We start from the raw sequence: 26,270 nt of genomic DNA, 5'->3' as shown, positions 1-26,270 counted from the left end.
ACCTCCGGTCCTACTGTGGCAGACATGGCCAGAGTGCCACGCCCCAATGACAATATCGGCGCACGAGTCCGTGTCCATCGTGAGCGGTCGGGAAAGTCACAGGCCGTCGTCGCGGGCCTTGCCGGAATCAGCGAGGACTACCTCGGGCAGATCGAACGCGGCCGGAAAGTGCCGAGCGCCCGCGTGATTCAGACGCTTGCCGACGCGCTGCGGATTCCGGCGGGCGTACTGCTGGGCGATACATCTGCGGCCACCCCGGCACCCGCAGCGGGTTGCGGAGACCGTTTGGCGCTGGCTTTGTTGTCGGGCGGCGGAGTTGCGACTGATCTGGCCGATCTTTCCGAGCGGACCAGCCTCGCCTGGCGGCGCTGGCAGAGTAGCGACCACCGACCACGATCGGCGACCAAATACGACAGGTCTGAGCGGCCGACGCGACGCGTCACCGTGCGCAGCAACCCGTACAGGTCGCTGGCAACTATCCGGACGGCGGAGGATGCCGATAACCCGATTCGTCTTGCGGTCGCCAGGTGGAATCTCGGGCACACTTTGCTGATCTCCAACGAGTACGAGGCGGCCATCGAGTTGGTGGCCAACGCCGCAGCGTCAGTCCTTGCCGAGAGAGGGGCCGAACCCGCTGCGATTGCGCTGGCGGGCGCGCTCGAACTGGTGGCGGCGGTAGCCGAAGCACGAGCTGGCCGACTTTGGGAAGCGCGTGACCGCTTGAACCGTGTTCATCCGGTCGCGGTGCGATCGCCGAACATGACCGATATCGGGCACACGATGTTCAGTACGACGAATGTCGGCCTGCATGCCATCTCGATCGAACTTCAAGCAGGGGACGCGCTCGAGGCACTGCGGATAGCCGAGCAGCTCGACACATCGGAGTATCTGTCGGTCGAGCGGCGATTCACCTTCGCGCTCGATCTCGCCCGCGCCTACGAGCTCCGCCGCCAGGAGACCGGGACGTTGCTGCACCTTCTCAACGCCGAGCAGATCTCCCCTGAAGACCTGCAATACAACTCAGAGGCACACGACATGGTGCGCCGTCTGCTCCAAGGCAATCGCTCTCCGAACCGCGTTCAGGCTGCGGGTCTGGCCGACCGCCTCAGCATTCCAGTCTGACCCGGACCGGGAGTCAACCCGGTCTCTGAGACCAGGTTGCGGCACGGTGGGCGGCCTATGTTCGTCCTGCCCCGGTGCCGGGAGGGGCCAGTCGACCTTCATCACCCATTGAGCGCACTGCAACTCGCAGCCTCGATGGGCGGTCATTCCCGGCACTGGGTGCTATCCAAACCCATCGAGGACCGGGAGGGAACCGGCCATGGAACTCCTCGCCATCACGTTCATCGCCGCACTGCTGCTCGCAGCGATTGCCGTAGTTGCTCGCCCGCCGCGCCGCCGCGGCCCATCCGTCGCCGATATCCAGGCGCGCTTGGCCGCCGAACAGGGCCGCGCCTGTGCCCCGATCGGTGGGAGGCGTTGACGGTGGGACTGGTCAGCGTGCCCGAGGACGCCAATGCGGTCACCGTGCGGGTAATGCTCTCCTGCACGAATCCCCAATGGGCACAGAGTGATCCGCACAAGGCCATGCAGGTGCACATCGAGTGCGAGGTCGGTGTGTGCGTCACAAAGACTGTCGCGCACCAGATGTTGCGCGAGCAGGGGAAGCTCGTGCCGGATTCGGGGCGGACCCGGTGACCCGACAGCTCTCCGGCATCGGCGTCGGCTTGGTGTGCCTCGACCGCGCTGCCACAGCAGATGTGGAACCCGACCTGTCCGCACTGGCCGAGGCTCACGGCTGCGTTGTCAAGGCCGTCGTCGGGTGGCGGCGCGACGATCCCAGCTGGATCTTCACCGCGCTGGAGCAGGTCCATATCCATTCCGCGTCAGCGGTTTTCGCTCAGCACAGTGACGACCTTGGCGACTATGCGCGTGCCCTGACCGGCATCGCCGACGTCATCGTCGGCGGCCCTGGTCGTGTTCACACCTACGCCTACGTGGGCTATGAGGGCTATGTGCCGCGGCCCGGCCTGATCGAGGTCGCGGAACGTTCGGACTCGGGGCGGCCCCGGCGCCGAGTGGAACTCCGGCTCTCCCAGCGCTGGTGGCGCAGCTACTCCGGCGGAGGTTGCGTACGAGATCAGCGGACCGATGGCCGACGAACTCACGGCGATGATCGAGCAGTCTTAACCGGTGCAACTGCACCCTTCGGCTTCGTTGTTTCGCGGGTATGGTGGCGCCGCCCAGTGCTTCCACCCACAGGTACCGCCACACGTCAGAGCCCGCGACCTCCGGCGCGACGAGTAGTTTGGCCCTATGCGGTACGTCGACTGGGGTGAGCGGTCCACGCGGTGGTCGGGAATCCACAGCGAGACAGTCGATCCGGGCGGTCTGTCGGCGCACTGTCTCATGGCGGAAGGCGAGCGGGCGCCGTCGGACGCTCCGGTCCATCTGCTGGTTCCCAACCCGGCGGGCAGCGCTTCGAACATGATCGACGTGCTGCCGGTGCTGCGCGGGTACGGGCGCGTGATAGCGGTGGACCTTCCCGGCTCCATGACCGGCCATACGGAGGCGCGGGACCGGCGCGCGCACGGCCTCGAAGCCGACGCGATCTTCCTGCGAGACCTCACCGACGCGCTGGGGCTCGACACGGTCGTGATCCACGGCTGGTCGGCGGGCGCGATGGTCGCGCTGCTCTTCGCCGACCTCGCACCCGAACGCGTGGCCGGGCTGGTGCTGGTGGCGCCCGCCCTGCCCCCTCCGCTCAGCGCGGGCGAGAGTCGGTGGTGGCGGACGATCGGTAGGGCGGGATTGGCGGTAGGGCCGCCGGTCGCCCGAGCGGCGCTGCGGGTCTTCGGGAAACGCCTCATCGACCGGAAACGCGCGGTGTTGTCCGATCCGGCGGGATCGGGATGGGACCTCGCGGGCGGTGACGGATCGCGGCTGTCGGATGAGTTCCGGGAACTCGCGGGAGAAGAACTCAGGACGGCGGGGCCCAGACAATTGGGCCGCGGCATCACTGGCTTCGCGTCGATCATGTCGGCCATGTTCGTCCGGCGTCACCCGGTACAGGACGCCATGCGGCGTACGTCGGCGCCCACCCTGCTGCTGTGGGGCGACGACGACCGCCTGATCGTGCGGGCGTGGATCGACGACTGGACGGCCCGCCGACCCAACTGGCAGCTGACGGTGCTCGATACGGTGGGGCACGCGCTACCGATCGAAGTCCCAGGCCGGTACGCCGACGCGGTCGGCGAGTGGCTGTCCGGTGCGTTCGGCGGTACGTCGGGAGGCTGATTTCCGGGATGTCCTCGACAGGCATACGGACGTACCGCTCGCCGAAGAACGAAAAATCCCCGGCCAGCTGAGATAGCTGGCCGGGGACCTGATTCGGTGCCCTCGGCAGGAATCGAACCTGCGGCCTTTTGCTCCGGAGGCAAACGCTCTATCCCCTGAGCTACGAGGGCGGGGATATGTCCGGGCGGGTGTTCCGCTCGGGCTGGGAAAGCGTATCGCATGGGTTGCGTCTCGGCCAAAAACAGGTGTGGACCGGGCGTTTCGCGGGTGCCCGGTGCACGGTTCGGGGTCAGGGGTAGGGGAGTGGGGAGGCGCCGCGGGCGTCGAGCATCCGGGTCATGAGGGTGACCTCGCCCGCCTGGGTGCGGGCCATTTTCTCGGCGAGATCGCGGACTCCGCTGGTCTCGGCGCGTTCCAGGGCGTATTCGGTCATCGGCACGCCGCCCAGGTGGTGGCGCAGCATGAGCTGGAGGAACAGGATGTCCTGGGCGGTGCCGGTGGCCTGGCGCAGGGCGACCAGGTCCTGCTGGGACGCCATGCCCGGCATGGTGGACACCGGGCCGGTGTGTTCCGGTGCGGCGGCCTCGCCGCCGTGGCCGTGCGAGGAGCCCGCGTCGGCCATCCAGCCCATGTACCCGCCGGTCGGCAGCAGCGGCTCGCCCCACAGCTGCAACCAGGCGTGCATGCGCCCGAGCTGATTCTGCTGACTGGTGAGGATGTCGTAGGCCAGGCTCTTGATGGCCGGATCGTCGGAACCCGCCAGTGCGACACCGGCCATCTCGACCGCCTGGGCGTGATGCACCGACATGTCCTGGCTGAAGCCGATGTCCACGGCATTCGGAGTCGGCTCGGAGCTGCCGTCCAGGGGGATGCGCGCGAACACGCCCAGTGCGAAGCCGATGAGCAGCACGCCGATCACACCCAGCACGACCAGCGCCGGGCGTTGGCTCGGGCGGGCGGTCACGGTGGATTCGGCGGGCTGGTCGTCGGCCGACTCGTGGGAATCGCTGTGTGACAACAAGGGCGGCATCACTGTCCCGGCGCGGGCTGCTCGGGCTGCGGCTGGGCGTCCTCGGGTGCGGCGGGCTGCTCACCCGCGGGCGCGTCGGTCGGCGCGGGAATGTTCGGCACACCCTCCGGCAGACCCGACAGACCCTCCAGACCGGACAGGCCCTCCAACCCCGGGATGCCCGGCAGCCCGCCGCCGAGCTCGGTGGGATCGGTCATGGATCCCTGGGTCGCGCCCTTGCCGTCCATGCCCACCGCGCCGGGACCCGGCGGCGTCGGATCGAAGGCGGGCGGATTCACGGTGTCGAAGGTCGGGTTGGCGCAGCTGGCGCCCACCTCCGGATAGGTGTTCTCGTTCAGGCGCAGATCCTTGATGAACCGGTCGATCCGGGCATCGTCGACCTTGTCCACCTTCAGCTGATGCCCCCACGCCTGCAGCGAGATCGGCTTGTCCAGGCCGGGGTGGGGCGACATGAGCATGTACGGCTGTCCGTCGACCTTCTGCTTCAGCGTGTCGATGGTCCCGGCGTCCACGCGCTCCGGGTTGTAGGTGATCCACACCGCACCGTGTTCGAGCGAATGCACCGCGTTCTCGGTGCGGATGGCCTTGTCGTACACCACGCCGGTGCACGCCGCCCACGAGCTGTCGTGCGGGCCGCCGAAGGCCGGGGTCTGGTCGTAGGCCACCCGCTGGGTCGAGGACACGTGCTGACCCGCCGGGTAGTCCTTCTTGACCACGCCGTCGATATAGGCGGACGGGTTCTTCAGCTCCTCCTGCGCGTGGTACTTCGGCACCAGGTACGCGGCGAGCGCGCCGACGAGTGCGATGATCACCACCGCGGCACCGATGGTCGGCCACGGGATATTGCGCTTGGTCGGCAACTTCCCGCTCTTGCCTCCCTTCCACGGCGACGTGGAGGATTTGCTCGCGGCCTTGATGGCTTTCGCCGACTTGGCGCTGGTCCTGCTCGGCATCGCTGTTGTGCTCTTTTCGACGTGTGGACAATCAGACGGGGTGGCGACTCGTCGCCGCCCCGTTTGCCGGGCGCGTGCCCGCGAGGTGCCCGCTGACGGCGTTCACCTGCTCAGACCATAGGATAGTGACTCGTGACTCCAGCTGACCTTGCAGATCTCCTTCGTGCGACCGCGGCGAAGGTCCTTGTCGAACGTGGATCCGACCCTGCGGTCCTGCCCGACGAGGTCAAGGTGGAGCGTCCGCGTAACCCTGAGCACGGTGACTATGCCACGAATCTGGCCATGCAGGTAGGGAAGAAAGCGGGCTTGAATCCGCGGGATTTCGCGAACCTGCTGGCCGAGGCGCTGTCGGCGGCCGAGGGTGTCGAGTCCGCGGAGGTCGCCGGGCCCGGCTTCCTGAACATCCGGCTGGCCAAGGCCGCCCAGGGCGCGATCATCACCAGGATCCTGGCGGCGGGTGAGAGCTTCGGCACAGCCGACACCCTCGCGGGCACCAAGATCAACCTGGAATTCGTCTCCGCCAACCCCACTGGACCGGTGCACCTCGGCGGCACCCGCTGGGCGGCGGTGGGCGACGCCCTGGGGCGCATCCTGGCGGCGCAGGGCGCGCAGGTCACCCGCGAGTACTACTTCAACGACCACGGCGCGCAGATCGACCGCTTCGCCAAGTCGCTGGTCGCCGCCGCGCTCGGCGAACCCACCCCCGAGGACGGCTACGCGGGGGCCTACATCGGCGAGATCGCCGCGACCATCGTGGCCGCGCATCCCACCGCCGTCGAGCTGCCCGCCGAGCAGCGGCACGAGCTGTTCCGGCGCGAGGGCGTCGAGCTGATGTTCGCGCAGATCAAGCAGTCGCTGCACGACTTCGGCACCGACTTCGACGTGTACTTCAACGAGAGCTCGCTGTTCGAGTCCGGCGCGGTGGACGCGGCGCTGGAGCGGATGAAGTCCTCGGGCAACCTGTACGAGAAAGACGGCGCCTGGTGGATCAACTCCACCGAGTTCGGTGACGACAAAGACCGCGTCGTCATCAAGAGCGACGGCAAGTCGGCCTACATCGGCGGCGATATCGCCTACCTGGAGAACAAGCTGTCGCGCGGCTTCGACCTGTGCATCTACATGCTCGGGGCCGACCACCACGGCTACATCGGCCGTCTCAAGGCCGTCGCCTCGACCCTCGGTGAGAACCCCGACGTGGTCGAGGTGCTCATCGGCCAGATGGTGAACCTGCTCAAAGACGGTGCGGCCGTGAAGATGTCGAAGCGGGCGGGCACCGTGGTCACGCTGGAGGACCTGGTCGACGCCATCGGCGTGGACGCCGCCCGCTACTCGCTCATGCGGTCGTCGGTGAACACCAGCATCGATATCGACATCAACCTGTGGACCAAGCAGGACAGCGTCAACCCGGTGTACTACGTGCAGTACGCGCACGCCCGCACCTGCCGCATCATCGACAATGCCAAGGCATTCGACTTCGCTTCGGTGACACCGGATTTCGGCCTCATGTCGGCCGAGCGCGAGGGCGAGCTGATCCGCACCCTCGGTGAGTATCCGCGCGTGGTGGCCACCGCCGCCGAGATGCGCGAACCGCACCGGGTGGTGCGCTACCTGGAGGAGCTCGCCGGGGCCTACCACCCCTTCCAGTCCGACGACGACATGCGCGTGCTGCCCAAGGGCGACGAGCCCGTCTCGCCGCGCCACGCCGCCCGCCTCGAGCTGGTCAAAGCCACCAACCAAGTTCTCGCCAACGGCCTCGGCCTGCTAGGCGTATCTGCCCCGGAGCGTATGTAGATGAGTGCCCACCCCGCCGGACCCCGCCACGCCGACATCCCGCACGCGCCGAATCTGCCCGAGCGCCCGACCGCGGCCCGGCAGATGATCGAGCTGCCCGCGAATGTGTGGCCCCGCAACGCCACTCGCGACGCCGACGGTGTGGTGCGGCTGGCGGGCGTGCCCGTGCACGAGCTGGCCGCCGAATTCGGCACCCCGCTGTTCGTCGTCGACGAGGACGACTTCCGATCCCGCTGCCGCGATATGGTGCGCGCCTTCGGCGACAACGCCAAGGTGCACTACGCCTCCAAGGCGTTCCTGTGCGGTGAGATCGCGCGCTGGATTCGCGACGAGGGCCTGTCGCTGGACGTGTGCTCCGGCGGCGAACTCGCGGTGGCGCTGCGCGCCGGCTTCCCGGCCGAGCGAATCGCCTTGCACGGCAACAACAAGTCCGTGCCCGAACTGGAGGCCGCGGTGCGCGCCGGGGTCGGCCACGTGGTGCTGGACTCGCTCATCGAGATCGAGCGGCTCGAAGCGGTGGCCAAGAGCGCGGGCGTGGTGCAGGACGTGCTGGTGCGCCTCACCGTGGGCGTGGAAGCCCATACCCACGAATACATCTCGACCGCGCACGAGGATCAGAAGTTCGGCTTCTCGGTCGCCAGCGGCGACGCCATGCAGGCCATCGCGCGCGTCTTCGAGTCGTCGCACCTGCGCATGGTCGGCCTGCACAGCCACATCGGCTCGCAGATCTTCGATATCGACGGTTTCGAGATCTCCACCCGGCGCATGCTCGGCGTGCTGCGCGAGGCCGTGGACAAGTTCGGGGCCGAACGCGCCGCGCAGATCAGCATTCTGGATCTCGGTGGCGGCCTGGGTATCTCGTACCTGCCGCACGACGATCCGCCCGCGCTGGACGAGTTCGCCGCCAAGCTGGATCACATCGTCACCGAGGAGGCGGCGCACGCCGGGCTGCCCAAGCCGACCATCGCGGTCGAGCCGGGCCGGGCCATCGCCGGGCCGGGCACCGTGACCCTCTACGAGGTCGGCACCATCAAGGACGTCACCCTCGACGGTGGCAACCGCCGCCGCTACGTCTCGGTGGACGGCGGCATGAGCGACAACATCCGTCCCGCGCTGTATCAGGCCGAGTACGACTGCCGATTGGTCTCGCGCACCAGCGATTCCACCGCCGTCGTCGCTCGTGTGGTCGGAAAGCATTGCGAGAGTGGGGATATCGTCATTCGCGATACCTGGATGCCCGCCGACGTGGGTCCGGGCGATCTCATCGCGGTGGCCGCGACGGGCGCGTACTGCTATTCGATGTCGAGTCGCTACAACATGCTCACCCGGCCCGCCGTGGTGGCGGTGCGGGACGGCAAGGCGCGCTTGATTCTCCGCCGGGAGACGGTGGAGGACCTACTCAGTTTGGAGGTGAACGCATGACAGAGGTGGCTAACAACGCTGCGAGAAACGGCGTGTGGGGGACGGACCACCCGATCGGTGTGGCGGTGCTCGGCATGGGCACGGTCGGCACCGAGGTCGTGCGTATTCTGCGCGATCACGCCGACGACATCTGCAACCGCGTCGGCGCCCCCGTGGTGCTGCGCGGGGTGTCGGTGCGTGACCTCGGCAAGGACCGCGGCCTGCCCGCCGACCTGCTGACCACCGATTCCGAGGCCCTGGTCACCCGCGACGACGTCGATATCGTGGTCGAGCTCATGGGCGGCATCGACCCGGCCCGCGCGCTGATCAAACAGGCCCTGGACGCGGGCAAATCGGTGATCACCGCCAACAAGGCGCTGCTCGCCGACTACACCGGCGAACTCGCGGCCGCGGCCGAGAACAGCCGCGCCGACCTGTACTTCGAGGCCGCCGTCGCCGGTGCCATCCCGGTGATGCGCCCGCTCATCCAGTCGCTGTCCGGTGACCGGGTGAACCGCGTGGTGGGCATCGTCAACGGCACCACCAACTTCATCCTCTCCGCCATGGCCGAGACCGGCGCGGACTACCACGACGTGCTCGCCGAGGCCACCCGCCTGGGCTACGCCGAGGCCGATCCGACCGCCGACGTGGAGGGTTACGACGCCGCCGCCAAGGCCGCCATCCTCGCCTCGGTGGCCTTCCACACCCGGGTGACCTCCGCCGACGTCTACCGCGAGGGCATCTCCAAGATCACCGCCGAGGATCTGGAGACCGCCGCCGCCGTCGGCTGCACCGTGAAGTTGCTCGCCATCTGCGAGCGCGTGGTGGAGGGACCGGAGGAGGGCGGCAAGGAGAGCGTCTCGGTACGTGTCTACCCGGCCCTCATCCCGCGCAAGCACCCCCTGGCAGCGGTGAACGAGGCGTTCAACGCCGTGGTGGTGGAGGCCGAGAACGCCGGTCGCCTGATGTTCTACGGTCAGGGCGCGGGCGGCGCGCCCACCGCCTCGGCGGTCATGGGCGATCTGGTGATGGCGGCGCGCAACAAGTTCTTCGGTGGCCGCGCGCCGGGCGAATCGGTTTATGCTGAGCTGCCGATCGCACCGATCGGCGACACCCCCACCCGCTACCACGTGAACCTGCAGGTCGCCGATCGCACCGGCGTTCTCGAGGCGGTGGCGGGTGAATTCGCCAAACACGGCGTCAGCATCTCGACGGTCCGCCAGGAGGGGCACGACGAGGGCGCGCGCCTGGTCGTGGTGACCCACCACGCGCAGGAGTCCGCGCTGGCCGATACCGTTGCCGCGTTGGCCGAACTGGACTCCGTCACGTCCGTGACCAGTGTTCTGAGATTGGAAGGCACCGAGGAATGAGTACGACCGCGCGGGTCCCCGTGCACACTCCGTGGCCCGGTCTGATCGACGCGTACCGGGATCGGCTCCCGGTGCCCGCCGATTGGGAGGCGGTCACGCTGTTCGAGGGCGGCACCCCGCTGGTGCCCGCGCATCACCTCTCCCAGCTGACCGGCTGCGAGGTGTACCTCAAGGTCGAGGGCCTCAACCCGACCGGTTCCTTCAAGGACCGCGGCATGACCATGGCCATGACCGACGCCAAGTACTCCGGCAAGAAGGCCGTGCTCTGCGCCTCCACCGGCAACACCTCGGCCTCGGCCGCCGCCTACGCCACCCGGGCGGGCCTGCGCTGCGCGGTGCTCATTCCGCAGGGCAAGATCGCCATGGGCAAGCTGGCCCAGGCGGTCATGCTGGGCGCGGACATCATCCAGATCGCGGGCAACTTCGACGACTGCCTGGAGCTGGCCCGCAAGGTCACCTCGGACTTCCCCGAGGTCGGCCTGGTGAACTCGGTCAACCCGGCCCGCATCGAGGGCCAGAAGACCGCCGCCTTCGAAATCGTCGACGCCCTGGGCAAGGCCCCCGATGTGCACGCGCTGCCGGTGGGCAACGCGGGCAATATCACCGCCTACTGGAAGGGCTACAGCGAGTACCACGCCGACGGCATCATCACCGCCCGTCCGCGCATGCTCGGCGTGCAGGCCGCCGGGGCGGCGCCGCTGGTCAACGGGGCTCCGGTCAGCGATCCCGAGACCGTCGCCACCGCCATCCGGATCGGTGCGCCCGCCTCCTGGAACGGTGCGATGAACGCCAAGGAGGAGTCCGGCGGCGCGTTCCGCGCGGCCACCGACGAGGAGATCCTGGCGGCGTACCGCCTGGTCGCCGCCACCGAGGGGGTGTTCGTGGAGCCCGCCTCCGCCGCCTCCGTGGCCGGTCTGCTCGCCGCCCGCAAGGAGGGCTGGCTGGACGCCGGACTGACCGTGGTGTGCACGGTGACCGGCAACGGCCTCAAGGACCCCGACAATGCCCTCAAGGGCATGCCGGAGGTCACACCGATCGCGGTCGACCCGGTTGCGGTGGCCCACGAGCTCGAGCTGGCCTGAGTTGAGTTCGCGCGAAGGTCAAGTGATGACCCGGACCCTGCCCGCGGATCTCACCGTCACGGTGCGGGTTCCGGCGTCCAGCGCCAATCTGGGGCCGGGTTTCGACTCCCTGGGCATCGCCCTCGGTCTGTACGACGAGATCACGGTGCGCACCACCGAATCCGGTCTCACCATCAAGGTGGAGGGTGAGGGCGCCGACGACGTGCCCTGGGGCCCTTCACATCTGGTGGTACGCGCCATCGAGCGCGGACTGGAATCCGCGGGCGTCTGGGCCGACGGGCTGGATGTGGTGTGCCGCAACGTGATTCCCCACTCGCGGGGGCTGGGTTCCTCGGCCTCGGCGGTGGTGGGCGGACTGGCCGCGGGGCGCGGACTGGCCGCCAAGTTCGATCCGGCGCTGGGGTTCGGCGATGACGCGCTGGTGCAGCTGTCCTCGGAGTTCGAGGGGCATCCCGACAACGCCGCGGCCAGCGTGCTGGGCGGAATCGTGGTGTCCTGGACCGAAACCGACCCTCCCGCCAACGCCGCGGCCAATGGGGTGGGGGACCATCACACCCGCTCCTACCGGGCCGTTCGGCTGGATCCGCATCCGTCGCTGCGGCCGTTCGTGCTCATCCCCACCGAGCGCTCCTCCACGGCGCACACCCGCGGTTTGCTGCCCGACACCGTGCCGCACGCCGACGCGGCCTTCAACGCCAGCCGTTCCGCGCTGGCGGTAGTGGCCTTGACGCAGCGTCCCGACCTGCTGCTGCCCGCCACCGCCGACCGGCTACATCAGGGCTACCGGGCCGCGGCGCTGCCGCTGACCACCAAATGGATCGACACGCTGCGCGCGGCCGGAATCGCGGCCACCGTCTCGGGCGCCGGACCCACGGTATTGGCCCTGGGTACCGGTGAATTCCCGGCGGAGCTGCGGGAACTCGCCGCCGCCGACGGCATGCGCGTGGTCGAACCCGGTATCGCCGACGGCGTGCTGGTGGACTGATCGCCGACGTATTGCCGGATTGACAGCGTGCCTGCCTTGCCGATGCAACTGGTGAGAGCTATCCTGGGGCGGTCCGTACATCGTGCGCGTCAGACGCCGGTGCTTCATCAGGGCAATCGCTCCAGAGGCTCCTTGCTCAGGCTCGAGGCTCGAGCTCGAAACTTGGGGGTAGCCAGTCAACTGGAATGATCTCTCCCACCTTTTGCAGTCGGTGGCGAAGCCCAGCAGTCGGTGGCGAAAACCACGCAGTGGCACCACACCACCACGTGGCGAAACCACCGGTCCGGCGGGGCAGGCGATGCGGCATCCGAGTCCGGCACACGACCGGATTGCAGGAGAAACCCTCGACAAGGCACACGGCAATCGAGGGAAGGAAAGGATTTCCGTGACAGATACGGACCTGCTCGCGACACCCGGGGTGGATACCAATTCCGATTCCTCGGGCGACCGCGAAAGTGACTCCGGACAAAGTTCGAGCAAGATGAGTGAACAAACCGACGTCGCACGATCGGGGCTGACTGGAATGTTGTTGCCGCAGTTGCGTGCGCTTGCGGGAGAACTCGGTATCCGAGGCACTTCCGGGATGCGTAAGGGTGATCTCATCGCCGCCATCAAGGAGAATCAGTCCGGTGGCGCCAAAGCCGCCGCCGCGGGCAAGCCCGCGAAGGGTGGCCGGGGTGAGAAGGCCAAGGCCGATGCCGAGGCCACCAAGGGCGCGGATACCGCGCCGACCAGCGGGGATTCCGGATCGGCCAAGGCCGACGCCCCCGCCGAGACCAAGAACGAGCCGTCCAAGGGCGAGTCGGCCAAGAACGAGCCGTCCAAGAGCGACGCCGGCAAGAGCGACACCGCCAAGAACGACGCGTCGAAGCGCGGCGCGCCCAAGGGCGAGGCCGCCGATGCCGCTCCCGCGCAGGAATCCAAGCGCGACGCGGGCGATGGCGAGGACGGTGGCCGGGAAGGCCAGCGTGGTCGGGGTCGCCAGCGTCGGGGCCGCGAACAGCGTGCCGCCGCGGCGAACAACGCTGCCGCCGAAGGGACTTCGACCGAGGCGTCCGGAGGCGAGGGCAAGTCCGAGTCGGAGGGCGAGCGCCGCCGCGATCGCAATCAGCAGAACGACCGTCAGCAGAACGACCGTCAGCAGAACGGCGGCCAGCAGAACCAGAACGGCACCGCGCGCCGCGACGACCGCGGCGGGGACGACGAGGAAGGCGGCCGCGGCCGCCGGGGCCGTCGCTTCCGCGAGCGCCGCCGGGGCCGGGACCGCGACGGCGGCAGCGGTGAGTCCCGCGAGATGGAGATCCGCGAGGACGACGTCCTGCAGCCGGTGGCCGGCATCCTCGACGTGCTCGACAACTACGCGTTCGTGCGCACCTCCGGCTACCTGGCCGGTCCGAACGACGTGTACGTGTCGATGAACCTGGTCCGCAAGAACGGCCTGCGCCGCGGTGACGCCATCACCGGTGCGGTGCGCGCCCCCCGCGAGGGCGATCAGAGCAACCAGCGCCAGAAGTTCGACCCGCTGGTGCGCCTGGACACCGTCAACGGCTCGGATGTCGAATCCGCCAAGCGCCGTCCGGAATTCAGCAAGCTGACCCCGCTGTACCCGAATCAGCGCCTGCGGCTGGAGACCCAGCCCAACAAGCTGACCACCCGCGTGATCGACCTGATCATGCCGATCGGCAAGGGCCAGCGCGCCCTGATCGTGTCGCCGCCCAAGGCCGGTAAGACCACGATCATGCAGGACATCGCGAACGCCATCGCGACCAACAACCCCGAGTGCTACCTCATGGTGGTGCTGGTGGACGAGCGTCCCGAGGAAGTGACCGATATGCAGCGCTCCGTGCGCGGCGAGGTCATCGCCTCCACGTTCGACCGGCCGCCGAGCGATCACACCTCGGTCGCCGAACTCGCCATCGAGCGGGCCAAGCGCCTGGTGGAAATGGGTCAGGACGTGGTGGTGCTGCTCGACTCCATCACCCGGCTGGGTCGCGCGTACAACAACTCCTCGCCCGCCTCGGGCCGCATCCTCTCCGGTGGTGTGGACTCGACCGCGCTGTACCCGCCCAAGCGGTTCCTCGGCGCGGCCCGCAATATCGAGAACGGCGGCTCGCTCACCATCATCGCCACCGCGATGGTGGAGACCGGCTCGACCGGTGACACGGTCATCTTCGAGGAGTTCAAGGGCACCGGCAACGCCGAGCTCAAGCTCGATCGCAAGATCGCCGAGCGCCGCGTGTTCCCGGCGGTGGACGTCAACCCGTCCGGCACCCGCCGCGACGATCTACTGATGTCGCCCGACGAGGCCGCGGTCATCCACAAGCTGCGGCGCGTGCTCTCCGGCCTGGACTCGCATCAGGCGATCGATCTGCTGATCGACCGGTTGAAGAAGTCCAAGAGCAATATCGAGTTCCTCATGCAGGTCTCGAAGACCGCTCCGGGCGCACTCGACGAGTAGGACATGAGCCGGAAGGGCGCGAAATATCCTGTCGCCCTTTCACTCGCGGTTCGAACCAGTTCGGCGGCCCCGCTACGGCGGGGCCGCCGAGGTGTATTCGGGGTCGGGCGCGGGCTGAAGAAGAACAAGCCGATCAGGGCCGCGCCGATGATCAGGAACCCGATGATGGTGGCGGTCACGGCGACCTGTGCGCCGGACGCCGTGACCGCCGTATAGGTGAGGTCGCCGGTGCCCGGCCGCGGTGCGCGGGAATGCACCGTCGGGTTGGGTTCGGGCCTGGCGCACCATCCCACGACCACCCCCAGGAGCAGTACTGCGAAGACACCGCCCGCGACGATCTCGGCTCGGCGTTCGTGTGTCCGGTTCACAGCTGTCCTTCCTGTTCGTAGGGGGTTCCTCTCACCTGACACGACACTATGAACAACGGTGTTCGCATTCTTGAGTAGACGGCTACTCGACTTTCAGGGTGACTCGAGCCCTCGAAAGATGCGTGCCCGCAATTCCTTGGGGGTGGATTCGGAACAAATCCGACCATCCCCATGTTCTCGGTTACGGTCGTCGCGCACATCGCCCGCGAGAACTACTCCGGATGGGGGAGAAGTTCAGGGTTCGTCCGGGTGCTGCCACCCTGGCGCGCACGACCGGAGGGACCGGGAACAAGGCCCCGCGAGGCGGCGTTTATACTGGTCCGTCGGCAACCATGCCTAGTCGGTTCCGGTTCACGTCCTCGGTCGTCGAGGGCGACCCGGCGACCATCGAAAGGACATCCATGAAGGCAGGAATTCACCCCACGTACGTGGACACCACGGTCGTGTGCGGCTGCGGCAACACCTTCCAGACTCGCAGCACCAAGGAGTCGGGCCACATCACCGTCGAGGTCTGCTCCCAGTGCCACCCGTTCTACACGGGCAAGCAGAAGATCCTGGACACCGGTGGCCGCGTGGCTCGCTTCGAGGCTCGCTACGGCAAGCGCGCGAAGGCTGCCAAGTAGCTACCCCGCCGACGCCCGTCCTGCACTGCAGGTCGGGCGTCGCTGTGTTTGCAGAGCTTCGATCACACCACCCTCGAGGAGCACATGTCATGGCCGACAAGTCCGCGGCCCCGTCCGCGATCGACGACATCCTGGCCGAGTACGCCGGTCTGGAGACGCAGCTGGCGGATCCGGCGCTGCACAACGATCCGGGCGCGGCGCGTCGCGTCGGCAAGCGGTTCGCGGAGCTGGGGCCGGTCATGTCCACCTACAACAGGCTGACCTCCGCGCGTGACGATCTGACCGCGGCCGAGGAACTGGCCGCCGATGACGCGTCCTTCGCCGCCGAGGTGCCCGCCCTGCGCGAACAGGTCGAGGAGCTGGAGAAGACGCTCACCGATCTGCTCGCCCCGCGCGATCCGCACGACGCCGACGATGTGGTGCTCGAGGTGAAATCCGGTGAGGGCGGCGAGGAATCGGCGCTGTTCGCCTCCGATCTGGCGCGCATGTACATTCGCTACGCCGAACGGCACGGGTGGAAGGTCGAGGTGCTGGGCGTCACCTACTCGGATCTGGACGGGTACAAGGAGGCCACCTTCTCCATCCGGAGCAAGGAGCCCAGCCGCGACGGCGTGTGGTCCCGGCTCAAATGGGAGGGCGGCGTGCACCGCGTGCAGCGCGTGCCGGTCACCGAATCGCAGGGGCGCATCCACACCTCCGCGGCCGGTGTGCTCGTCTACCCCGAACCCGACGAGGTCGAGCAGGTGCAGATCGACGAGAAGGACCTGCGCGTGGACGTCTACCGCTCCTCCGGCAAGGGCGGCCAGGGCGTCAACACTACCGACTCCGCCGTGCGCCTCACCCACCTGCCCACCGGCATCGTGGTGACCTGCCAGAACGAGCGCTCGCAGCTGCAGAACAAGATCCGCGCCATGCAGGTGCTGGCCGCGCGCCTGCAGGCCCTCGCCGAGGAACAGGCCGAGCAGGAGGCCGCCGCGGGCCGCGCCTCGCAGATCCGCACCGTGGACCGCTCCGAACGCATCCGCACCTACAACTTCCCGGAGAACCGCATCGCCGATCACCGCATCGGCTTCAAGGCACACAACCTGGACTCGGTCCTGGACGGCAACCTCGACGACCTGCTCGACGCCCTCGCCGAAGCCGACCGCACAGCCCGCCTCACGGCGGAATGATTCCCGCTCGCAGGTTGTCGCCATGACACGTATCGGGCTGCGGGCCGTGATCCGCGAAGCCGTCGAGACTCTCGCCGCCGCCGGGGTGCACAGTCCGCACACGGACGCGGAGCTGCTCGCCGCCCATGTGCTGGGGGTGGACCGCATGCGCCTCATGATGGTCCCGCTGCTCACCCCCGAGCAGCTGGCGGACTTCCGGGCGCTGGTGGCCCGCCGCGCGGAACGTGTTCCGCTGCAACATCTCACGGGCACCGCCGCGATGGGCGAGATCGACCTCGCGGTCGGCCCCGGCGTATTCATCCCGCGCCCCGAGACCGAACTGCTCTTCGCCTGGGCGCTGGCCCAGCTGGAGGCCGTCGGCCACGAACACCGGCCCGTCGTCGTGGACCTGTGCACCGGTTCCGGCGCGCTGGCCCTCGCCATCGCCCACGCCCGCCCCGACGCCCAGGTACACGCCGTGGAACTGGACCCGGTGGCCCTGGACTGGGCCCGCCGCAACGCCCTGCACCGGGCCGAGCAGGGCGACACCCCGATCGACCTGCACGCGGGCGACGTCACCGACCCCGACCTGCTGTCCCACCTGAACGGCACGGTCGACGTGGTGGTCGCCAACCCGCCCTACATCCCCGAATCGGCCCGACTGGACCCCGAGGTCGCCGACCACGACCCCCACCGCGCCCTCTTCGGCGGCCCCGACGGCCTCTCCGTCATCCGCCCCATGATCGGCACCATCGCCCGCCTGCTCCGGGCCGACGGCGTCACGGCTGTGGAACACGACGACACCAACGGCTCCGACACCGCCGCCCTCTTCCACTCCCACGGCGGCTTCGACGCCATCGTCGAACACCCCGATCTGGCCGGAAAACCTCGCTTCGTCGCCGCCCGCCGCACCGGCTGACCCGCCCCCACCTCCGACGTCTCGCCCGCGCGCGCCGGCATCCGGTCACCGCGCCGGTGTTTGCCCGGTCGTACCGGCGCGCTGATCCGCACGGCCGACTCGGCGAGCGTCCGCCCCGCACGGCGGCTGTAACCCGTCGCCGCGGTGTCCGGTGGCGCGCTGGTGGCCGCCCGCCGCCGGTCCGTGCACCGCTCAACTCAGGTCAGCCGGTCGGCCAGCCGGACGAGGATATCGGCAAGCGTGCCGGGATCGCGGGGGCCGAGGTGCGGTGCGTCGAGGTCGAACACCTCGAAGGGGTTGTCCGGGGTGGCGGTGTCGGCCTCGCGGATCATGCGGTCCTGGAGGGCGAGGGGCAGGGTGCGGTCGCGGGTGCAGCGGATAAAGGTGCGGGGGATACGGCCCCAGGTCGCGGGCTCGCCGCGGGCATCGTCGGTGGTGACCGCCCACGCCTCGTCGGGTTCCATGGCGTTGAGCGCCGCCCGGAACGCGGCATCGTCGTAGCCCTCGGCCAGCGAGCTGTGGGCGGCAGCCAGGAATTCGGGATCCGCCGAGCGCCAATTGGTTCGGGTGAAGCCGGTCCGCTGGGGATCGCCGCCGACGCTGGGCATGGTGGTGGCCTGGGAGGTGGCAGCCTCGGGCGTCAGGTAGCACTCCAGCACGCTGCGCAGTTCGACGCAGCAGAAGGCGGTGAGATAGACCAGCCGCGCGATGCTGTCGGGTACCTCGTTGCCGACCCGCGTGATCGTCGCCCCGCCCATGCTGTGACCCATCAGAATCACCGGTCCCCGCGCGGCGGCCGCCCGCACCACCGCGACCACATGCGCCACATTGTCGGCCAGTCGCAATTCCGCCAGCGGCGACGGCTCGCTGGCCAGGGCCGCGAGATCCTGCGGGGCCTGATAGGACGGCGGGAAGTTCGCCGCCGCCCCGTGTCCGGGCAGGTCGACCGCCAGCGCGCGGTGTCCGGCCAGCGTCAGTGCCGCCAGCAAGGGGGCGTAGGACGCGCCATTGCCGTTGGCCCCGTGCACGATCACGATGGTCGGACGTTCGCGCGCCCCGGCGGTGTCCGCGCCGCGCGCACATCCGGCCGCGAGCGCGCCGATTCCCATCGCGCCCACTCCCAGCAGTCCTCGGCGCGACAGTCCGGTGGTCGCCCGTCTCGTCATCCCGTTCTCCTCACCTGTCGGCCGAAGGTTTCGATGCGTTTGCATCGGAACCTAACATTTTTCCGATGCGACTGCATCGCTACGATGTCCGCATGCCTCGCCACGTGGACCACGAGAGCCGTCGGCGGCTCATCGCCGACGCCGTCTGCGATCTCATCGGCCGACGCGGTCTGGAGGCGGCCACCCTGCGCGAGGTGGCCGCCGCGGCCGGGGTGTCCATGGGCGCGGTGCAGCGCTGCTTCGAAACCCGCCAGCAGATGCTGATATTCGCGCAGGAGCACGTGAACCAGCGGGTCGCCGAGCGGGCCCGGACTCGCATCGCGGCGTCGGCCGAGCCGGAATCGGTGCTCACCCTGGTGGAGCAGACGCTCGACGCCATGCTCGTCGTCGACGACCCCGATCTGGTTGAGGCGAGTGTCTGGCTGGCCTTCAGTGCACAGGCGGCGGTGGATCCGGTGGTCGCCGCCGCCCAGCGTGACCACTATCGGGGCCTGGCCGAACTGCTCGTCCTGCTGCTGCGGCTCGGCGTCGACGGCGGCCTGATCCGATCCGAGGTCGACCCCGAGCAGGTGGGCGAGGACCTGATCGCGCTGGCCGACGGTTTGACGATCCAGGCCCTCACCCGTCGCCGCACCCCGGAATCGGTGCGCGCAACGCTGCGGCGGCACCTCGCCGAGCTGCGCGTCTGAGCAGCGCGCGCAGTGGCGCGCCGGGGGCCGCGACCATGGCCTCGAGCCCCTGACACTTGCCGAGAGCGCATCCGTGCCAAGATGTTGCGCGTGAGTACCGTCTACGACTGCGCCGATCCCGATTCGCGCGCCGCGGGACTGACTGCCGCGCGCAGCGCTCTGAAGTCCGGGCGGTTGGCCGTCATTCCGACCGACACGCTCTACGGAATCGCCGCCGACGCGTTCGACAGCTCGGCCGTCGCCGCGCTGCTGGCGGCCAAGCGGCGCGGGCGGGATATGCCGGTGCCGGTGCTGGTGGGTTCCTGGAACACCATCGACGGACTGGTGTTCTCGGTGCGCCCGCAGGCGCGCGATCTGATCCGGGCGTTTTGGCCGGGTGCGCTGAGTCTGGTTGTGCAGCAGGCGCCTTCGCTGGCCTGGGACCTGGGCGACGCGCGCGGGACCGTCATGCTGCGGATGCCGCTGCACCCGGTCGCGCTGGAACTGCTGCGCGAGGTCGGGCCGCTGGCGGTGTCCAGCGCCAACGTGTCGGGCCAGCCGCCCGCCACCACCGTCGGCGAGGCGCGCGACCAGCTCGGTGAACTCGTCGGCGTCTACCTCGACGGCGGCAAGGCCGAGCACGCGCTGGCCTCCACCATCGTGGACCTGACCGCCGACACCCCGCGCATCCTGCGCGAGGGCGCGGTGCCGACCGCAGCGGTCGCCGAGGTGCTCGGCGTCTCGCCGGAGGAGCTCGTCTCGCAGGCAACGCGGTGACGGCCCGGTAGATGGTGTCGAGTAGCGACCTGCTGAGCCAAGGCGTTTTCAGTACGGCGGCGGTGGTCCCCCTGCGGGAGCTGCTGCTGGTACTGCTGGTCGCCACGGTGGTGACCTATCTGTCCACCGGTGGAGTCCGGGTGGGGGCCATCGCGTTCGGCGCGGTGGCGGTGCCCCGCGAGCGCGACGTGCACGTGAAGCCGATTCCCCGCATGGGCGGCGTCGGTATCTATCTGGGTGTGCTGGCCGCCGTGCTGTTCGCCCATCAGCTGCCCGCACTGCGCCGCGGCTTCGACTATCCCGCCGATATTCCGGCCGTGGTGGTCGCGGGCACGCTCATCGTGCTGGTCGGCATCATCGACGACCGCTGGGGGCTGGACTGGCTCACCAAACTCGTCGGCCAGGTCACCGCCGCCGGAGTCATGGCCGTGATGGGCCTGAGCTGGGTCGCCATCTACAACCCGTTCACCAATACCACCGTGGTGCTCGATCAGCTCCAGGGCGGCCTGGTCACGGTCGGTATCACCGTCACCATGATCAACGCCATGAATTTCGTGGACGGTCTGGACGGCCTGGCCGCCGGGCTGGGATTGATCGCCGCCGCGGCGGTATTCGTGTTCACCGTGGGCTTGCTCTACGAGCAGGGCGGGTCCACGGATACCTATCCGCCCGCGTTGCTGGCCGCGGCACTGGCGGGCGGCTGCCTCGGGTTCCTGGCGCACAATTTCCAGCCCGCCCGGATTTTCATGGGCGATTCCGGCTCGATGCTCATCGGATTGATGCTCGCCGCGGTCTCCACCGGCGCGTCCGGCCGAATTCCGCTCCAGGGTTACGGCACCCGCGACATCGTCGGTCTGTTGTCGCCGCTGTTGCTGGTGGGCGCGGTCATGTTCATTCCGGTACTCGATCTTGTTCTGGCCATCGTGCGGCGCGTGCGCGCGGGTGTGAGTTTCTCCACCCCGGACAAAATGCACCTGCACCACCGATTGCTCCAGATCGGGCATTCGCATCGCCGGGTGGTGTTGTTGATCTACCTGTGGGTGAGTGTGCTCGCATTCGGAGCGGTCGGTTCGTCGCTCATGGATCGCCGCCTGGTGGTGCTGCTGTTCGCCGGCGGCCTGGTTTTCGCCCTCGTGATCACCGCCGTTCCGTCCATGGGCGAACTGACCCTGAAGGCCGGTCGCAAACCGCCGCGCGGCCCCGACGCGGCCCGCGGGTAAAGTGGGTCGGCGTGACTACGGCATCCAATCCCGGTCAGGACGCTCCGCTCCGGGCCGCGCTGCGCTACGGCATCTTCGGATTGATTGTGCTCGTGGTGATTTCAGCCATCCTCGGCCTGATCTTCGCTGGGCTGCCGGGCCTGTGGGGCGCCCTGCTCGGCGCGGGGATCGGCGGCGGGTTCATTCTCACCACGGCGGCCTCGGTGCTGCTGAGTGCCCGCTTCGACTCCGGCATCCAGGGCCTGGTGCTGCTGGGCAGCTGGGTAGGCAAGCTGCTGGTGGCCCTGGTGGTGGTCGCGGTGCTGCAGAATTTCGACTTCTACAGCCGCCCCACCCTGTTCCTGACCGTGGTCGGCGCCCTGCTCGTCGTACTCGGCGCGGAGACGTACGGCCTTCTGCGCCAACGGGTTCCGGTCATCGACCTGGAAGACCGGTAGGGGGTAGGGGATAGTTCACTCGCTGTTTCCGGCCACCCCCTACACGTTGTCGTAGATAACTTGATAAACTCTTTACCTGTAGGCAACCGAACCAACAGGGGGGTCCCTCGTGGACCCAGGTGGGGCAGGTTATGCTTACAGCCGTGCCGGGCCCTGCGGGGTTCCGGTTCTGCACCGTCGACGATGTCGCCGACGCGCGCTCAGACGCCCGGGTAAATGCCCGAACAGCTGCTGACGAACTTCGAGCCGACCTGAGTCGACCCACCAGATCGTCAATGTCCGATCGAACCGCGGGTGAAAACTATGGCCCGCGGCCCGAACACGGGAGAGAACGCTGAGCGTCATCACTTTGGCGGCGGGCGAGTTCCACGCGCCGTCGCTTAACGACTTCTTCCCTCCAGCTCTGCTGTTCGAGGGGACGCCGTTCGAGCTCGACCGTCTGATGCTCGTTCGTATCCTGATGGCTGCCGTACTGGTGGGATTCATGCTGCTGGCATTCCGCAGCCCCAAACTCGTTCCGCGTGGCCTGCAGAACATCGCGGAAACCGGTCTGATCTTCGTCAAGGAGCAGATCTGCGACGAGGTGCTGGGTAAGGAAACCGGAAAGAAGTTCTTCCCGCTCATCGCGTCGATCTTCTTCGCGGTGCTGTTCCTGAATATCTCCGGTGTCATTCCGTTCCTGAATATCTCCTCGAACGCCCGCATCGGCTTCCCGCTGGTGCTCGCCCTGGTCGCGTATGTCGCGTTCAACTACGTGGGTATCAAGAAGTACGGCTTCTTCCACTACATGCGTTCCAGCATCGTGGTGCCGAACGTGCCGCCCGCGATGCACGTACTGCTGATCCCGATCGAGTTCATCTCGACCTTCCTGCTGCGCCCGTTCACCCTGACCGTTCGACTCATGGCGAACATGCTGGCCGGCCACATCATGCTGGTGCTGTTCTTCAGCGCCACCCAGTTCTTCCTGTTCGACGGCGCCGCCTGGATGAAGGTGCTCTCGCCGTTCTCGCTGCTCGGCGGGTTCGCGTTCACCCTCTTCGAACTCCTGGTGGTCTTCCTGCAGGCCTACGTCTTCGCGCTGCTCACGGCCGTGTACATCGGCCTCGCGCAGCACGCCGACTCTCACTGACCGACCGGACAACCTAAACCTGCTACACACCGCCGTCGGCGGGTGGGCGACAGAAAGGGAATGAAAGACTCATGAGCCTCGCGTACCTGGCCCAGGAAACCATCGAGACCACCTCCAAGGGCTACGGCGCCATCGGCTACGGCCTGGCCGCCATCGGCCCCGGCATCGGCGTCGGCATCGTCGTCGGTAAGGCCATCGAGGGCATCGCCCGTCAGCCGGAGCTGCAGGGCACCATCCGGACCAACATGTTCCTGGGTATCGCCTTCACCGAGGCCCTGGCGCTGATCGGCCTCGTGGCCGGCTTCATCTTCTGATTGCGGAAGTCAACTTATGAGCAGCATTCACTTGCTCGCGGCTGAGGGGGCCGAAGACCAGAACCCCCTCATCCCGGCGACATACGACATCGTCTGGTCGTTGGTCGTCTTCGCGGTCATCGCGTTCGTCTTCTACAAGTACGTCATCCCGCGCCTGACCAAGGTGCTGGACGAGCGTTCGGAGAAGATCGAGGGCGGTATCGCCAAGGCGGAAGCGGCCCAGGCAGAGGCGCAGGCCACCCTCCAGCAGTACCAGGAGCAGCTGGCCGAGGCTCGGCTCGAGGCCGCCCGCATCCGTGAGGAAGCGCGCACCCAGGGCCAGCAGATCCTCGCGCAGATGCGCGCGGACGCCCAGGCCGAGGCCGACCGCATCGTGGCCTCCGGCCAGACTCAGCTCGAGGCGCAGCGCCAGCAGATCGTGACCGAGCTCCGCTCGGAGCTGGGCGCGACCGCGATCGACCTGGCCGAGAAGATCATCGGGCAGTCGGTGTCCGATCAGGCCAAGCAGGCCGCTTCCATCGACCGGTTCCTCGCGGAACTGGACGAGAAGAGCGGCATCGGGGTCGGAAGGTAACGACGCGAAAGTGGGAAGCATGTACGCAGCGAGCCGCGAGGCGAGTTCCCGTGCGCGGGAAGCTCTTCGGTCCGCTCTGACCGGGAGCGACACTGTCGCGGAAACGACCGGCTCCGAACTGTTCGCCGTTGTCGCCGTACTCGACGACCAGCGTTCGCTGCGTGTGGCGCTCGCGGATAAGTCGGTGTCGAGCTCGGTGCGCGCCGAGCTCGCCGAACGGGTATTCGGTGGCAAGGTCAGTGCGGCCACCCAGGCGGTGCTCACCACCGCCGTCGCCCAGGACTGGTCGCGGACCCGCGATTTCGTCGACACCCTCGTGCTGCTCGGACAGGAGGCGCTGCTGCGCTCCGCGGCCGACCGCGGCCGTATCGACGCCGTCGAGGACGAGCTGTTCCGGCTGGGCCGGATCGTCGAGGACAACCCGGAGCTGGAGCAGGCGCTGTCGGATCACGGCAAGCCCGCCTCGGCGCGCCGGGAACTGCTGGCCCGCCTGCTCACCGGCAAGGTCGAGGACACCACGGCGAAGCTGGCCGAACAGGCGGTCGCCCGCCTGCGCGGCAATGGCGTCGGCGCGGCCTTCGACCACCTGTCCGATCTGGCGGCGTCCCTGCGGGACCAGATCGTGGCGCACGTGCGCGCCGCGGTCGAGATGACGCCGCAGCAGCGGGAGCACCTGGCTGCTTCACTGCAGCGCCTCTACGACAAGCCCGTCACGGTGCACGTGCAGGTCGACCCCAGCCTGCTGGCCGGTGTCGTCGTGCGCGTGGGCGATGACCTGATCGACGGCAGCGCCGTCGGACGACTGCGGCGGCTCCGCCAGAGCCTGGCCTGAGCGCGCAGTCACCCCAACACACCGACATTCGAGACCAGACAGCGAGAGCAGGAAGAACATGGCGGAGCTGACGATCTCCCCCGATGAGATCCGTAGCGCGATCGAGAGCTACACCCAGAGCTACACCCCCGAGACCTCCATCGAGGAAGTCGGTGTCGTCACCGACACCGGCGACGGTATCGCCCACGTCAGCGGCCTGCCGTCGGCGATGGCCAACGAGCTGCTCGAGTTCCCGGGCGGCGTCCAGGGCGTCGCGCTGAACCTCGATGCCACCGAGATCGGTGCGGTCATCCTGGGTGAGTTCGACACCATCGAGGAGGGCCAGCAGGTCCGCCGTACCGGCGACGTGCTCTCGGTCCCGGTGGGCGACAACTTCCTCGGCCGCGTCATCGACCCGCTCGGCGCGCCGATCGACGGCCTCGGCGAGATCGAGTCCACCGAGCGTCGCGTGCTCGAGCTGCAGGCCGCCACCGTGCTGGAGCGCCAGCCGGTCGGTGAGCCCATGGCCACCGGCATCACCGCGATCGACGCCCTGACCGCCATCGGCCGCGGCCAGCGTCAGCTCGTCATCGGTGACCGCAAGACCGGCAAGACCGCGGTCTGCATCGACGCCATCATCAACCAGAAGGCCAACTGGGCCACCGGTGACCCGACCAAGCAGGTGCGCTGCATCTACGTCGCCATCGGCCAGAAGGGCTCCACCATCGCCGGTGTGAAGGCCGCTCTCGAGGCGCACGGCGCGATGGAGTACACCACCATCGTCGCGGCCCCCGCGTCGGACTCCGCCGGCTTCAAGTGGCTGGCCCCCTACACCGGTTCGGCGCTGGGCCAGCACTGGATGTACCAGGGCAAGCACGTCCTGATCGTGTTCGACGACCTGTCCAAGCAGGCCGAGGCCTACCGCGCCATCTCGCTGCTGCTGCGCCGCCCGCCGGGCCGCGAGGCGTACCCGGGTGACGTCTTCTACCTGCACTCGCGGCTGCTGGAGCGTTGCGCCAAGCTGTCCGACGAAATGGGCGCGGGCTCCATGACCGGTCTGCCGATCATCGAGACCAAGGCCAACGACGTCTCGGCGTTCATTCCCACCAACGTCATCTCCATCACCGACGGCCAGGTCTTCCTGGAGTCGGACCTCTTCAACAAGGGTGTCCGACCGGCCATCAACGTCGGTATCTCCGTCTCCCGAGTCGGTGGTGCCGCGCAGACCAAGGCCATGAAGAAGGTGTCCGGTTCGCTGCGTCTGGAGCTGGCCTCCTACCGCGAGCTGGAGGCGTTCTCCGCCTTCGCCTCCGACCTGGACGCCGCCTCGCTGGCCCAGCTGGAGCGTGGTGCGCGCTGGGTCGAGCTGCTCAAGCAGGACCAGTACGCCCCGGTCGCTGTCGAAGACCAGGTCGTCTCGCTGTTTCTGGTGGACGCGGGCTACTACGACTCGGTGCCGGTCGGCGACGTGCGCCGCTTCAACACCGAGCTGCTGGAGTTCCTGCACGCCAACACCCAGGAGTCCTTCGACGCCCTGCAGGGTGGCGCCAAGCCGCTCGAGGGTGAGGCCGCCGACGCCATCAAGGCCGCGACCGAGAAGTTCAAGCAGACCTTCCTGGCCTCGGACGGCAGCCGCGTGGTGAACGAGCCCGCCGCGGGCGAGCTGGACCACGAAGAGGTCGAGTCGCTGTCGGTCACTCGCAAGCGCGTCGAGAAGTAATCGAGACCAGCGATGCGACTGTCGGA

General features: G+C 68.3%; 25 protein-coding genes and 1 tRNA gene. 22 read left to right on the top strand and 4 right to left on the bottom strand.

Annotated elements, in window-relative coordinates:
• The first annotated feature begins 24 nt into the window (after nucleotides 1-24).
• From FOH10_RS25100 to FOH10_RS25090, 4 genes are all read left to right on the top strand, one after another.
• Nucleotides 25-1,122 (top strand): helix-turn-helix domain-containing protein, encoded by a 1,098-nt coding sequence (locus FOH10_RS25100; protein WP_186000579.1) that lies wholly within the window; start codon nucleotides 25-27, stop codon nucleotides 1,120-1,122.
• Nucleotides 1,123-1,321: 199 nt separating this feature from the next.
• Nucleotides 1,322-1,483 (top strand): hypothetical protein, encoded by a 162-nt coding sequence (locus FOH10_RS34980; protein ID WP_186000578.1) that lies wholly within the window; start codon nucleotides 1,322-1,324, stop codon nucleotides 1,481-1,483.
• A 2-nt stretch (nucleotides 1,484-1,485) separates the two neighbouring features.
• Entirely contained in the window at nucleotides 1,486-1,698 is a 213-nt protein-coding gene (locus FOH10_RS25095) for a hypothetical protein (RefSeq protein WP_143982570.1), read from the top strand.
• Between the two features lie 618 nt (nucleotides 1,699-2,316).
• Nucleotides 2,317-3,297, top strand: a complete 981-nt coding sequence (locus FOH10_RS25090) for an alpha/beta fold hydrolase (RefSeq protein ID WP_143982569.1) — start codon at nucleotides 2,317-2,319, stop codon at nucleotides 3,295-3,297.
• Between the two features lie 97 nt (nucleotides 3,298-3,394).
• Here the strand turns inward: FOH10_RS25090 and FOH10_RS25085 are convergent.
• The 3 genes from FOH10_RS25085 to FOH10_RS25075 all read right to left on the bottom strand — a co-directional run bounded on the left by FOH10_RS25085 (nucleotide 3,395) and on the right by FOH10_RS25075 (nucleotide 5,280).
• A tRNA-Arg gene (locus tag FOH10_RS25085) sits at nucleotides 3,395-3,467 on the bottom strand.
• 119 nt (nucleotides 3,468-3,586) lie between these two features.
• The gene (locus FOH10_RS25080) at nucleotides 3,587-4,318 is read right to left on the bottom strand and encodes a DUF305 domain-containing protein (RefSeq protein ID WP_425326099.1); all 732 of its coding nucleotides are present in this window, start codon (nucleotides 4,316-4,318) and stop codon (nucleotides 3,587-3,589) included.
• Between the two features lie 8 nt (nucleotides 4,319-4,326).
• Nucleotides 4,327-5,280, bottom strand: coding sequence for a thioredoxin-like domain-containing protein (locus tag FOH10_RS25075; protein ID WP_143982567.1), 954 nt, complete (start codon nucleotides 5,278-5,280; stop codon nucleotides 4,327-4,329).
• 132 nt (nucleotides 5,281-5,412) lie between these two features.
• Here FOH10_RS25075 and argS point away from each other — a divergent pair, with 132 nt between their 5' ends.
• From argS to prmC, 9 genes are all read left to right on the top strand, one after another.
• Complete coding sequence (gene argS, locus FOH10_RS25070; protein WP_143982566.1) at nucleotides 5,413-7,071, top strand: arginine--tRNA ligase; 1,659 nt, start codon at nucleotides 5,413-5,415, stop codon at nucleotides 7,069-7,071.
• Nucleotides 7,072-8,493, top strand: a complete 1,422-nt coding sequence (lysA, locus tag FOH10_RS25065) for a diaminopimelate decarboxylase (RefSeq protein WP_039810648.1) — start codon at nucleotides 7,072-7,074, stop codon at nucleotides 8,491-8,493.
• Entirely contained in the window at nucleotides 8,490-9,842 is a 1,353-nt protein-coding gene (locus tag FOH10_RS25060; RefSeq protein WP_143982565.1) for a homoserine dehydrogenase, read from the top strand. Before lysA ends, FOH10_RS25060 begins: the two co-directional genes overlap by 4 nt.
• Nucleotides 9,839-10,924 carry a threonine synthase gene (gene thrC / locus FOH10_RS25055; RefSeq protein ID WP_143982564.1) on the top strand — a complete coding sequence of 362 codons (1,086 nt, stop codon included), beginning with the start codon at nucleotides 9,839-9,841 and terminating at the stop codon, nucleotides 10,922-10,924. Before FOH10_RS25060 ends, thrC begins: the two co-directional genes overlap by 4 nt.
• Before the next feature lie 25 nt (nucleotides 10,925-10,949).
• A complete protein-coding gene (gene thrB / locus FOH10_RS25050; protein ID WP_143982563.1) occupies nucleotides 10,950-11,909 on the top strand; it encodes a homoserine kinase in 960 nt (319 codons plus the stop codon).
• 523 nt (nucleotides 11,910-12,432) lie between these two features.
• Nucleotides 12,433-14,367 (top strand): transcription termination factor Rho, encoded by a 1,935-nt coding sequence (rho, locus tag FOH10_RS25045; protein WP_303627988.1) that lies wholly within the window; start codon nucleotides 12,433-12,435, stop codon nucleotides 14,365-14,367.
• Between the two features lie 769 nt (nucleotides 14,368-15,136).
• On the top strand, nucleotides 15,137-15,358 hold the full coding sequence (gene rpmE, locus FOH10_RS25040) for a 50S ribosomal protein L31 (RefSeq protein WP_029925807.1): 222 nt from the start codon (nucleotides 15,137-15,139) through the stop codon (nucleotides 15,356-15,358).
• Between the two features lie 89 nt (nucleotides 15,359-15,447).
• Entirely contained in the window at nucleotides 15,448-16,530 is a 1,083-nt protein-coding gene (prfA, locus tag FOH10_RS25035; RefSeq protein WP_143982561.1) for a peptide chain release factor 1, read from the top strand.
• A gap of 22 nt (nucleotides 16,531-16,552) precedes the next feature.
• Nucleotides 16,553-17,428, top strand: coding sequence for a peptide chain release factor N(5)-glutamine methyltransferase (prmC, locus tag FOH10_RS25030; protein ID WP_143982560.1), 876 nt, complete (start codon nucleotides 16,553-16,555; stop codon nucleotides 17,426-17,428).
• 197 nt (nucleotides 17,429-17,625) lie between these two features.
• Here prmC and FOH10_RS25025 read toward each other — a convergent pair whose 3' ends face one another.
• Entirely contained in the window at nucleotides 17,626-18,594 is a 969-nt protein-coding gene (locus tag FOH10_RS25025; RefSeq protein ID WP_143982559.1) for an alpha/beta fold hydrolase, read from the bottom strand.
• A gap of 92 nt (nucleotides 18,595-18,686) precedes the next feature.
• On the opposite strand from FOH10_RS25025, the gene FOH10_RS25020 reads away from it, so the two are divergent.
• The 9 genes from FOH10_RS25020 to atpA all read left to right on the top strand — a co-directional run bounded on the left by FOH10_RS25020 (nucleotide 18,687) and on the right by atpA (nucleotide 26,244).
• A complete protein-coding gene (locus tag FOH10_RS25020; protein WP_029925814.1) occupies nucleotides 18,687-19,283 on the top strand; it encodes a TetR/AcrR family transcriptional regulator in 597 nt (198 codons plus the stop codon).
• A gap of 90 nt (nucleotides 19,284-19,373) precedes the next feature.
• Nucleotides 19,374-20,039: an L-threonylcarbamoyladenylate synthase gene (locus FOH10_RS25015; RefSeq protein ID WP_039810696.1), complete on the top strand. Its 666-nt coding sequence runs from the start codon at nucleotides 19,374-19,376 to the stop codon at nucleotides 20,037-20,039.
• 11 nt (nucleotides 20,040-20,050) lie between these two features.
• Nucleotides 20,051-21,259, top strand: coding sequence for an MraY family glycosyltransferase (locus FOH10_RS25010; RefSeq protein ID WP_051036956.1), 1,209 nt, complete (start codon nucleotides 20,051-20,053; stop codon nucleotides 21,257-21,259).
• Between the two features lie 11 nt (nucleotides 21,260-21,270).
• Nucleotides 21,271-21,696 carry a Cg1360 family ATP-synthase-associated protein gene (locus FOH10_RS25005; RefSeq protein ID WP_143982558.1) on the top strand — a complete coding sequence of 142 codons (426 nt, stop codon included), beginning with the start codon at nucleotides 21,271-21,273 and terminating at the stop codon, nucleotides 21,694-21,696.
• Between the two features lie 349 nt (nucleotides 21,697-22,045).
• On the top strand, nucleotides 22,046-22,825 hold the full coding sequence (gene atpB / locus FOH10_RS24995; protein WP_483406958.1) for a F0F1 ATP synthase subunit A: 780 nt from the start codon (nucleotides 22,046-22,048) through the stop codon (nucleotides 22,823-22,825).
• A 71-nt stretch (nucleotides 22,826-22,896) separates the two neighbouring features.
• Entirely contained in the window at nucleotides 22,897-23,139 is a 243-nt protein-coding gene (locus FOH10_RS24990) for an ATP synthase F0 subunit C (protein ID WP_029925821.1), read from the top strand.
• 16 nt (nucleotides 23,140-23,155) lie between these two features.
• Entirely contained in the window at nucleotides 23,156-23,713 is a 558-nt protein-coding gene (locus FOH10_RS24985; RefSeq protein ID WP_143982557.1) for a F0F1 ATP synthase subunit B, read from the top strand.
• A gap of 19 nt (nucleotides 23,714-23,732) precedes the next feature.
• Complete coding sequence (locus FOH10_RS24980; RefSeq protein WP_039810665.1) at nucleotides 23,733-24,545, top strand: F0F1 ATP synthase subunit delta; 813 nt, start codon at nucleotides 23,733-23,735, stop codon at nucleotides 24,543-24,545.
• 58 nt (nucleotides 24,546-24,603) lie between these two features.
• Entirely contained in the window at nucleotides 24,604-26,244 is a 1,641-nt protein-coding gene (gene atpA / locus FOH10_RS24975) for a F0F1 ATP synthase subunit alpha (RefSeq protein ID WP_143982556.1), read from the top strand.
• Nucleotides 26,245-26,270: the final 26 nt, after the last annotated feature.

This window comes from Nocardia otitidiscaviarum, assembly GCF_007362295.1.
Taxonomy (GTDB): Bacteria; Actinomycetota; Actinomycetes; order Mycobacteriales; family Mycobacteriaceae; genus Nocardia; species Nocardia otitidiscaviarum.
This window is presented reverse-complemented; position numbering and strand designations above follow the sequence as displayed.